Origin of the sequence: Lactobacillus leichmannii (assembly GCF_024701915.1) — a bacterium.
GTDB lineage: Bacteria > Bacillota > Bacilli > Lactobacillales > Lactobacillaceae > Lactobacillus > Lactobacillus delbrueckii.
Window position 1 is genome coordinate 18,214 of record NZ_QOCY01000051.1, and the last position, 10,457, is coordinate 28,670.

General features: G+C 44.0%; 8 protein-coding genes and 2 pseudogenes. 2 read left to right on the forward strand and 8 right to left on the reverse strand.

The features are described from left to right. Positions 1-61: 61 nt before the first annotated feature. On the forward strand, positions 62-2,557 hold the full coding sequence (locus tag DS743_RS07585; RefSeq protein ID WP_035185131.1) for an SEC10/PgrA surface exclusion domain-containing protein: 2,496 nt from the start codon (positions 62-64) through the stop codon (positions 2,555-2,557). Between the two features lie 65 nt (positions 2,558-2,622). Here the strand turns inward: DS743_RS07585 and DS743_RS07590 are convergent, their stop codons facing one another. The 6 genes and pseudogenes from DS743_RS07590 to DS743_RS07615 all read right to left on the reverse strand — a co-directional run bounded on the left by DS743_RS07590 (position 2,623) and on the right by DS743_RS07615 (position 8,198). Continuing rightward, positions 2,623-2,826 (reverse strand): hypothetical protein, encoded by a 204-nt coding sequence (locus DS743_RS07590; RefSeq protein ID WP_231520722.1) that lies wholly within the window; start codon positions 2,824-2,826, stop codon positions 2,623-2,625. Positions 2,827-3,065: 239 nt separating this feature from the next. Continuing rightward, positions 3,066-5,045 carry a glycerophosphodiester phosphodiesterase family protein gene (locus DS743_RS07595; RefSeq protein WP_035185128.1) on the reverse strand — a complete coding sequence of 660 codons (1,980 nt, stop codon included), beginning with the start codon at positions 5,043-5,045 and terminating at the stop codon, positions 3,066-3,068. 126 nt (positions 5,046-5,171) lie between these two features. Then, positions 5,172-5,675, reverse strand: a complete 504-nt coding sequence (locus DS743_RS07600) for a hypothetical protein (protein ID WP_012537722.1) — start codon at positions 5,673-5,675, stop codon at positions 5,172-5,174. Between the two features lie 19 nt (positions 5,676-5,694). Next, a pseudogene (locus DS743_RS07605) lies at positions 5,695-5,787 on the reverse strand (peptidoglycan-binding protein); the annotation flags it as partial. 169 nt (positions 5,788-5,956) lie between these two features. Next, positions 5,957-7,480 (reverse strand): ATP-dependent nuclease, encoded by a 1,524-nt coding sequence (locus DS743_RS07610; RefSeq protein ID WP_035185123.1) that lies wholly within the window; start codon positions 7,478-7,480, stop codon positions 5,957-5,959. Between the two features lie 10 nt (positions 7,481-7,490). Then, positions 7,491-8,198 carry a VanZ family protein gene (locus DS743_RS07615; protein ID WP_035185121.1) on the reverse strand — a complete coding sequence of 236 codons (708 nt, stop codon included), beginning with the start codon at positions 8,196-8,198 and terminating at the stop codon, positions 7,491-7,493. Between the two features lie 187 nt (positions 8,199-8,385). Here DS743_RS07615 and DS743_RS07620 point away from each other — a divergent pair, with 187 nt between their 5' ends. Next, positions 8,386-8,808: a GtrA family protein gene (locus DS743_RS07620; RefSeq protein WP_025896503.1), complete on the forward strand. Its 423-nt coding sequence runs from the start codon at positions 8,386-8,388 to the stop codon at positions 8,806-8,808. A gap of 246 nt (positions 8,809-9,054) precedes the next feature. Here the strand turns inward: DS743_RS07620 and tagD are convergent, their stop codons facing one another. Continuing rightward, positions 9,055-9,504, reverse strand: coding sequence for a glycerol-3-phosphate cytidylyltransferase (gene tagD, locus DS743_RS07630; protein ID WP_025896504.1), 450 nt, complete (start codon positions 9,502-9,504; stop codon positions 9,055-9,057). A 73-nt stretch (positions 9,505-9,577) separates the two neighbouring features. Then, positions 9,578-10,336 (reverse strand): annotated as a pseudogene (locus DS743_RS07635) (LCP family protein); the annotation flags it as partial. Between the last annotated feature and the right edge of the window lie 121 nt (positions 10,337-10,457).

Genomic DNA, 10,457 nt, shown 5'->3' on the forward strand with positions numbered 1-10,457 from the left:
TCCAGCAAGTGCTAAAATCGACTTGTCCAATATGTGTTAATGAATTAAGGAATGTGTGATTATGAAGAAAATTTCAAAAAATGTTCTGCTCGTGTCATCCGTTGGTTTAGCTGGGTCTGCATTCGCGGTTACTAATACCCACCCGGTATTTGCGGCAAGCAATGCGGCTACTAACGCGAACTCAAGCCAGGATGTTGCCAGCGCTCAAACTCAAGTGAACGAAGCTCAAAAAGAAGTTGACCAAACGCAAAGTCAGTTGAATGCGGCTGAAAGCCAACTGAGCACGGCCAACAATAATTTGGATCAAAAGAATACTGATCTGCAAAAGGCAAAGGACGCTGTTGATAACGCAAATGAAAAAGTAGCTACAGCAAGTCGCTATAATTCATTTATCCAAAGCAATCTTAGTGAAGCACAATCTCATCTTGACTCTGCTAACAGAGATTACCAAGATGCTGTGAAAGATAATCAAGATCAGCAGCAGAAAGTTGCTGACGCCCAAAGTGATTTTAAAAGCAAAAATAATCAGCTTGATGAAATTCAAAAGAAGAATAATGATATAAACGCACAAATCGACTCTGCTAATTCAGATATCAATAATTACCAAGGTCAAATCACCGACTTACAAAAAAAGAAGGATGAACTGAGCCCTAAACTGGATGCCGCTCAACAAGCTCTTAATGCCAAGCAGCCAAAAATTGACTCTGCTACGCAAGACCTGCAAAACGCTCAAAAAGACTTGGGTGAAGCAACTTCTACTAATGAGCAACTCACTCTTCCGCAAAGCTACATTGACTATGTAACTGGCAAGTCAACTGACTGGGATACTGCTAAGAAGGATCTGCAAGACGCTATTGCTAACCATAGCTATCCGTTTACTGATGGGGATGCAAGTGACACTGTTTATGATGATCCATCAGCTTTATCTGACTCTGATAGCAAGCGTCTGAGCCTTTATGTCAAGAATCTGATTGATTCGATCAATTCACAAGTTGGCTCACAGGGTAAACTGACTATTACTGATGGCTCTCTTGCATATGCCAAGCGCTACACACAAGAATACCAAAACAGCAACTATGTCTTCAGAAAGTACAATGCGATCAAGTCAGCATCAAGCATCATAGGACTTGATGAGTATGCTGTTACTGGATATGACATTGCTGCTAACAGACAAGTTACAGGTTGGTCTCAAGTAGCCATTAATGGTTACGTACATACTTATTATAATTATGGAACAACCAATATGAGTGAAATTACCAAAGCTGCCTTTGATTTGGTTACTCAGCAGCTGGCTGATCCAAGCAACTACAAGAATATCACTGACAGCAACGGCTATTTCTCAGTTGCCGTAACCACCCAGGACGATAAGTTCTATGTTTGCCTTTTAACGATCAACCCTTCTGGACTTCCAAACAGCTTTGGCACTAAAAAAGTTTTGCCAGTAAGCAAGGAAGAAATCGCTACTAAAGAAGATACAGTTAAAAAGGCTCAAACTACTTTAGACCAAGTTAAGAATGACGCAAGTGCTGAACAAAGCACTTACGATCAACTTCAATCTCAGAACCAAGAACTGGATCAACAAATCAGTGACTTGCAAGCAAAAATCAATAACGGGCAAAACTCAATTAACGATTTAAGAAGTCAAATTGAGGATGATATTTTTGCTAAAGCAGATGTAAAACAAGCGGTGGTCGCATTATCTCAAGCACAGTTTGTAGCACAAATGACCGCCACCAAAGTTCAAAATGCAGAAGCATCATTAAACGCCGCTCAATCAATCTTGTCTTCCGCAAAACAAGATGCTACTTTGGCAACAAATGAATTAGATAAGGTAAACAGTGTAAAGCAAAAACTTCAAGCGGCTCAACAAGCTTACGATTCTGCATCTAAGGCACAAAGTGATGCTTCAAAGAATGTAGACTCCTTAAAACAACAATTGGCAACTGCCAACACGAAGTTGGCGCACGCTAAAGCTGAATTGCTTCTTGCTCAAACTAAGCAGAACACTGACAATAAGCAAAACCAAGGTAGCTCTGACAACAAGCAAAAGTCGGATAACTCCAATACCAAGAAGGACGCTAATAACTCCAAGTCATCAAGTTCAACTACTGGTAAGCAGACTACTACCAAGAAGAAGACCACCAAAAAGGCTACAAAGAAGACTACCAAGAAAGCTACTACAAAGAAGAAATCAACGAAGAAAGCTACTACTAAGAAGACTACCAAGAAGGCCACTAAGAAGAAGGTTGCCAAGAAGGTAAAGAAGGCCAAGAAAGTAGTTGTCGCAAGCAGCAAGTTTACTAGCTTGAAGGGCAGCAAGAAGGCTTTTGTCGGCAAATGGAAGACGGCTAAGTCCGTTTCCGGCTACCAAGTTCGCTACAGCACGGCTTCCTCAATGAAGAAGGCCAAGACTAAGAGCACCAAGGCAACCAAGCTCAAGGTTTCCGGCTTGAAGAGCAAGAAGAAGTACTACGTACAACTCCGCTCCTACCGCAAGCTCTCCGGTAAGACCTACTACTCTGCCTGGACAAAGGCCAAGACTGTAAAAAATCGTTAATCTAAGAATCAAACCTGATTCCAAACAAAAACTATCCCTTGTGGGATAGTTTTTTTACTTTATTTTTAAAAATCAGCGATAACCTCGCCTAATGTCCAAAGTGAGATAATTCCAGCCATGGCTTCCTGCCCATCTCTGTAGATGTATCCTTCCATGACTGTTATCGTCATATTGTAAGTGTCCGTGATAATCTCAAATTCAGCATCGGGGTACTTTTCCAAATACTCTTGCAAGTTATATCTTACGCCCGAAAAAGCCCCGTTTTCCATCCCCTTGTCAAAAAATAAGGCATGGCATTCTTCCAAGTCGATATCGGTGAACGTTAACTTTGCCGGGTAAAACTTCTAGGAATCTTTGTGGTACTCATACACTAGGTCTAAATGCAAAGTGAGATCGCCATCGTTAACTTCCATTTTTACAATCCGACTGTCATGCAAGTCAAACGGAATGTTGCTGACCGTCTTCTTTATCAGTTTCATAGCTTCTCCTCTAGTTTATCCCTGTTTTTCTAGTTATTAACGATAGCACTCATCGACTCAATCAAGCCCGCGTCATTCAAGGTAACCTTGTCCGCGCCATTTTTAATCATATCCGCAACAGCGTCATCATTCTGGTAAACCGTCCAGATTCCATAGTCTACGCCATACTTACGAGCCGCGAGAATATCATCAAGCGTTGTCGTATCCTTATTGCGGTCAGCACCGGCCTTTAAGTGGGACAGGAAAATATAGTCGTTATCAGTCAAATGGCGGTTGTAAATCCCCATCATGGCAATTTCTTTGCCACCCGGAATCACGTTTCTGACTTCTTCCAACTCACCAATATTAAAGGAAATCAAGGTCGTTTGCTTCTGCATCCCTGCTTCGTTAATTTCCTTAACTACCTCTTTCAAGGCTTCCATATTGTTGATGTACTTCAACTCCAAAAAAGCTTCCTTGCCATACTTCTTACAGATTTCTAAGTACTGACGCAAAGTTGGCACGCGAAGATCTTCATAAACCTTATCCTTATCGACGCCATCCAGCACACCCTTGATCTTGTAGTTTTCCACCTGGTCAAAAGGAATATCGTTGATGTTCTTTCTGTAGTTTGGATCATCCGCGCTGATATTGGTCGTCCGGGCCAAAGTATTATCGTGCATGATAACCAGCTTGTTGTCTGACGTATTATCTACGTCGGTTTCAATCCCCCAAACTCCGGCTTCCTCACCAGCCTTTTCAAAAGCCAGGGTCGTGTTTTCCGGATACTTAGTGTTATAGCCCCGGTGGGCGATAAACTTGACCGCCGTCTTAGCCAGGCCAGAAGTACTCTGCGTCTTTACATCAACATTTTCCAGTCGGACCAGCTTGGCAATATCAGCAATCTCGCTTTCTTCAATTGCTGCCTGGTTGCTCTTTCTCACCATGATTAGGTACTTGTAGCCAGGGTCCAGGATAATCCCCTGCTTTGACCAGTTGGCCTGCACGCCGACATAACTTGGCTTTTCATCATCTGTGTACTTAAGGGCCTTGATCTGGTAGTCAAAATAATTGTCCAAAGCCAGATACTTAGTTTGGTCAGCCTTGATATAGTCAACCGTCGTCAGCTCATTCTTGCTTTGGTAAAAATTCCCCGCGCTATCCAGGCCCCACAAGCCCAAGTCCCTTTCCGGCTTCTCACTTGCCGGCAGCTTACGGTACTGGGCGTACAAAGTAACATCCTTTAAAGCATAGCTAGCCCCCAGATCATACTTTTTGCCGCTCCCATCCGCTTGAGTGTTAAAGGAATCGAGAACGTAGCCAGGTTTACTGAATCCTGTCTCTGGCAAGGTGATTTTGTCGCCTTCCAATTCATGCAGAGTGATATTTTTCCCAAAGCCCTGGTTGGCTGCAATTTGAATAGTGTAATTTTCCAGCTTGCGGTACTGGGCCCACAAAGTCGTGCTCTTCTTAAAAGTATAGGCCTTGCCGAGCCGGTACTTCTTCCCCTTTCCGTTTGTGGCAACGGTATAGTTTAAGAACTTGTAGCCTTCCCGGTTAAAGCCAGTCTTTGGCAGAGTAACTTTCTTGCCTAAGGTAAAAATCTTCTTTTGCCGGCGGCCAGACCCGTCATTGGAGGCAAAAGTCAGCGTTCCCTTAGCTGCAGTAACTTTAACCATGCAGGCGTAGCTCTTTTTGCCATTTTTAGCAGTAATCTTGGCTGCCCCGGCCTTGACTGCCTTGACCTTGCCCTTAGAAGATACTGTCGCTACCTTCTTGTTGGAACTTCTCCATGTCGTCTTTTTCTTGCTGTTCTTCAGATACAAGCGGGCTGTTTTCCCCTGCAGCAGACTCAGCTTTTTCTTATTTATAGAAACCTTAGCTTTTTTGCCTTTCTTGGCCTTCCTACTCTTCTTAACCTGCCGGGCGGCGTGCACTGGCTGCAGCGGTTCCAGCTGCTGTCCAATCCCAAAAGTCAGCAAGACTGCTGAGGCCAGCAGCAACTTTTTGATATCTTTCCGTTTCTTCAAAGAAATTCACTCCATTTTCTTTTCCCGTATATTAGATTAACATCTCTATTCTAGCGCATTTTTGCTAAATAAAACAAAAAGCCAATGAACAAATTGCCTTTTGTCCATTGGTAAATCAGTTAGTAATCATTGAGCCACAAGCTGTAGCCATGTTGTCAATATCGCCGTCCCAATCATTAACAGTATCTTGCTGAGAATCCAGCGTTTCTCTCCTGCAGTATTCTCTACTGGAGAAATATTAGACAGAGGAAAAGCCAACAATTTTTTGTGCCGAAATTCTAGCATCATCTGCACAATGGTTAAGATAACAAACAAGACAATTGATGTCCACAAAATCATTACACGGACACTATCGTCCAAAGAAATTATCAGAAAATCGTTTATTGAATAGACTATCCAGCCACCTAAGAAAAACACCAATGATAAAATCTTTGTTGTGCTTTCCAATTTGACTAATTGGTTCACCTTCTTAAATAAAGTTGGATTTTCACCCAGATATTTAGCTACTTCTATATAGGCTTCACTACGCTTTTGATGCGCAGCTTGTCGCCGTACCAATATTGTCAAAAAAAGAGAACTTAATAACACTGTGAATCCAAGCACACCAAGCATTAATTGTAACAACCCCAATTAATCGCCTCCTTAAAAGCTAAGCAGCAATGAATGTCGCTGGTAATAGTTTAGCAGCCGTTCCAACAAGCGTAGCCGCTACTTCTGGAGCCATAATAGAGGCCAGCAGCAACTTTTTGATATCTTTCCGTTTCTTCAAAAAAACACACTCCATTTTCTTTTCCTGTATATTAGATTAGCATCCCTATTCTAGCACGTTTTTGCTAAATAAAACAAAAAGCCAATGAACAAATTGCCTTTTGTCCATTGGTAAAAATAGCTCTTAACTTGTTTTTAGCGGCTTATGCCAACCCATCGATAAAATGGTCAATCTGCAAGAAGTATTCTACTAATTCCCGGTGCTTCTGCCCGTCTTTTTCATAGTAGTCCTGCAGATCAGCCAAATCCATCTGCTCCATCAACTTAGATGCCGTCTTATCCTTGCTCCAGCTTTGGTGGCGTTGCTGCATCAAGTCATACATGTGCTGCTTAACGTCTTCGTATGGCGCAAAGGCATGTGTCTTCTTGCCCTCTTTAAAGACCAGGTAGTTCTCAATCTCCCGCTTAAAAGTCGCGTGAATGTGTGCCTGCATCCCTGGATACTTTGCCCTGATCCGGTGCAAGTGCCGCTGGCTCTGCTTAGCTTCATCCGTCCCCTTGTCTGAGTCGATCAAGATGAACCAAGGTTCATTCAGTTTAGAAAAAAGGTCAAAATTCAGCCAGGCCAGCAGACTGCCGCATCCCCCGACAGGCAGGATAAAAAGCCCTTTTTCAGCAAAAGTCGCGTCCACCAGCTTTTCTTCATACATCCACTGGTTGATCTTGGTCACAAAACGGACGTCTTCCTGCCCTTCGACCAAGAGAACGCAGCGGGACTTGACCGCCCGCTGGTCAGCCGACAGGCCCAAGCTGCTAGACACTTCCGCCAAGATCTGGCTGTCACTCAAAAGTTGCTGCTGGCCGGCAACCTTCTTGATGATCTTGATCCCTTCCAAAGGCAGAAGACCCATCAAGTGCGGCGTGCGCGGAATCAAGATGACTTGTTTGTTCTTAGCGACCAGTTTAAGCAGGGCCTGGGCCAGCAAAGATTCATCTTCCTCCGACAAATCATTCGCTTCAAAGGCATAGACCACGTTGTTGATGCTGGCATTTTCACTTTGAGCTAAAAGAAAGGCCAGAATAATCCGGCTGACCTTGGCCGTTCCAGTCACCCCGACCTTTTCCCGCTGCTTGATTAGTTCAGCCAGGTTGGGATCCTGGAAGACAAACTGGGGAGCTGGTTCACCCAAGTCCCGGTAGTTGGCCAGAAGCTGGGAGAGACTGCGGCCCAGGCGGTCGTCCAGGTAGTCCTGAATTTCCTTGATTTCCGCTGCCTTGTCCCTAATAGCGCTGCGGGCCACGAAGTTCAAGGGGCTGGCCGCCTTTGACTCTTCATCAAAAAAGACATACAGGGGCATGCTGGCTGAAAGCTGCCGGTAGCGGCCCCGGTTTTGGTCCGTAACTGGCTGAAAGTCCCCGCCTTCTTCCGCGAAGCTGTCGCTTTCTTCCAAATATTGCTTAAGGTCAAAGGACTTTTTGATAGCAAAATCATCGAAATAGCAAGTGATAGCAATTTGCCAGTCCCCGGCCTTGAGGGCTTTCTCATTTAAGTCTTGCAGCTTCAAAGGCCGCTTAGCCAAAGGGCCGTTGAAAAAAATGTCCAGAGCCCGCAGGATGGTCTTCTTGCCCACTTCCCCTTCACCTAAGAGACTGGTCAAGGGGGCGAATTTCAGCTTAAAATTGCGATAACCGCGAAAGTTATGCAGCTCAACCGCGCGCAGCAACATGATTTGCTCCTTAATCGGCTTGGTCGCCGTGTCTTTGCCGGTAGTCCTTCCGGCTCATCTTAACCTTCGGTACCTTTTCAGTTGGGTTAGCCAGTTGCCGGCTGACCCGGTCCAAACGGGCAGCTTCTGCTTCCCCCTTGGCTTCAGCTTTCGCGTGTTCCCGGGCCTTGCGGAGTTTTCTGGCCTGGATGTCCCACATCCACAAGGTCGGCATGATTGCTACGGCTCCTAAGAAGGCACCCATGGTGTTGGCGATCATGTCGTTAACATCATATGTGCCCAGCCCTGTCATCCGCTGGAAATGTTCAATAAACCAGGACAGGCAGAAGGCCATAAATGTGGTGATCATGATGCTATGCAGCCACTTGGACCAGGATGGAATAATGTAACCCAAGGGCATGAAGAGCAGAACATTCATCAAAAAGCCGTAGCGGCCGCCATAGTTTGAGCTGGCAAAGACTTTTTTCAGCCCCCACTTCCAAAAGGCCGGGTCTTTCAAAACCTCTGAGCCGGCGGCCATTTGGGCCGGATGCTGCCAGTAGTAGACAGCAGCCGTCAGCATTCTTGATGCAAACACATAGTAGATCAAAGCACAGCCATAGATAACCGTTACTACCAGCCGCAAAAAGGAGTTCCCCGTGCGGATAGCCCAGTAGCCTGCCAAAACACAGGCGCCAATGACCACAAAGCGGATCAGCAAAGCCAGTTCATGATACATTCTTTTTCACTTCCCCTTACGAATTCCTTTCTACATATTTTATACCATTAGTCGACTTATCAACAAAAGTTGTAATTATTAATTTTATTATCAATATCACAAGATCATTTTTCTAAAGTTCTGCTCTGTGCTATTCTTTATATTAGTACTTTTAATTACAACAATACATAAAATTGGAGTATCAAACATGGACAAAGAAAAAATCAATCAGCTCTGGGACAAATATAAAGACATGATCCCCTACGTCATCTTCGGCGTCTTAACCACCGTCGTTAACATCGTCGCCTACTGGCTCTTTTACCGCGTCTTCCACGTCTACATGATGGTCAGCAACATCATTGCCTGGTTTGCCTCAGTCCTCTTTGCCTACCTCACCAACCGCAAGTGGGTCTTTCATAGCGAAGCCGAAACCTTTGAAGACTACTGGAAGGAAATCCTGGCCTTCTTCGCGGCGCGGCTGGGCACCGGGATCTTAGACTGGCTGATCATGTTCATCTTTGCCGAGCAGATGGGCTTAAACGACATGGTGATCAAGATCGTTTCTAATGTTGTGGTGATCGTCTTAAACTACGTGGCCAGCAAGTTCTGGATTTTTAAGTCTAAAAAGTAGCAACAATTGGTCGACCACTTTCCAAACCATGCCTTGCTCTTAACTGGTTACAACCGCTCTAAAATTTACTACAACGATCCCTGGACCGGTAAAAAGGCATCTATGAGTGCCAAGAACTTCTGGTATCATTATTCAACCCTGAAATGGCTAAGTGGCAGCAAGCGCGCTTTAAGCTATTAAGATAGAAGCTAAAAAGGATTCAAGTTAAAAACTTGAATCCTTTTTAGCTTCTAAACTCAATGATCTTTACTGGGGATTAGTATTGAGATCATCGTGAGACAACTTACTTTCACTTACCTCATTCGCATCATAAAGGTCATGCTTAATCTTAGATGAGCTGATTTCTGGCGTTCGTGGCAAATACACAACGTTTACGCCTTCATCTTTTAGAAAATCAAACTTTCCCTTCCAGTCATCCCCCATGACAAAGGTATCAATGTGGTATTCCTTCATATCGCTCTTTTTCTGATCCCAGCTTTTTTCGGGAATAACCAGATCAACATATCTAATTGCTTCAAGCAACTGCTTACGTTCTTCATAAGAAAAATAGGTCTTCTTATGTTTTGAATTCCAGTTAAATTCGTCCGTTGACAAGGCCACGATTAAATAGTCGCCCAAGGCTTTAGCCCGGCGCAATAAGTTAATATGGCCATAGTGAAGCAGGTCAAAAGTACCATAAGTAATAACTCTTTTCATCGGCCTACTCCTTTCTAAAAAAACTTTACCTTAATTATACAAAAAGTAGGATCCAATGTCCGACTTTAGTTTATTAACTTACTTTTTTAGTTTTTAAGCCCATGGCCTTCCGAATCAAGTTAATGATTCTTTGCCGTTCAGCAGTTGAAATGTTTTGGTATTACACGCCATCTTCCATGTAGCCAGTCCCATGAGTGTAATCTGATTCCAGATTTTTGGTAGCTGCCAGGTAGTTCTTGGCCAAACTAGTCATGTCAGAGAAAGTCATGTCAGTTTGGACTTGCTTAGACAAAGACGAAATGAAGCTGGTATTAAGCAAAGTCGTTGCACTTTCTGCCTTCTTCATTAAAGCTGCTAAGATTTGTCTTTGTCGCTTTTGCCGGCCATAGTCGCCTTCTGGGTCATCGTAACGCATTCTGGAGTAGGCTAAGGCTTTAGCCCCATCCATGTGAGTCTTTTCGCCCTTAGTAAAGGTGTAGCCTTCATAAGTGAAGGATAAGTTTGGCGTAATGTCGACCCCGCCAACCTTGTTGATAATGGTCTTCAAGCCCCCCATATTGATCAAGACATAGGCGTTGATTGGAATATTGAAGTACTTCTTCAAGACCTTGGCTAATTCTTTAGCATTCCCGTATGCATAAGCCGCATTTAGCTTTGATGGTGAATATTCTGGGTAATCCGGTAGGTTGACCTGCATGTCTCTTTCAAAACTGACCAGGGTTGTCTTCTTAGTCTTAGGATTTAAGACCGCAACCATAATGGAGTCAGTTCGGCCTTTGTAGGTTCTGCCCAAAGCCCCAGTATCAGTCCCCATCAAAAGGATAGAGATTGGTTCGCCAATTGCAAGAATAAATTGAACACTTACCATAACATCTGGTAGATTTTGACTATCTACGCCGGTAAATGCGGTCAAGTTCGGTGTCAAAGTACTCTTCTGGAGTCTTGTAGTTTAA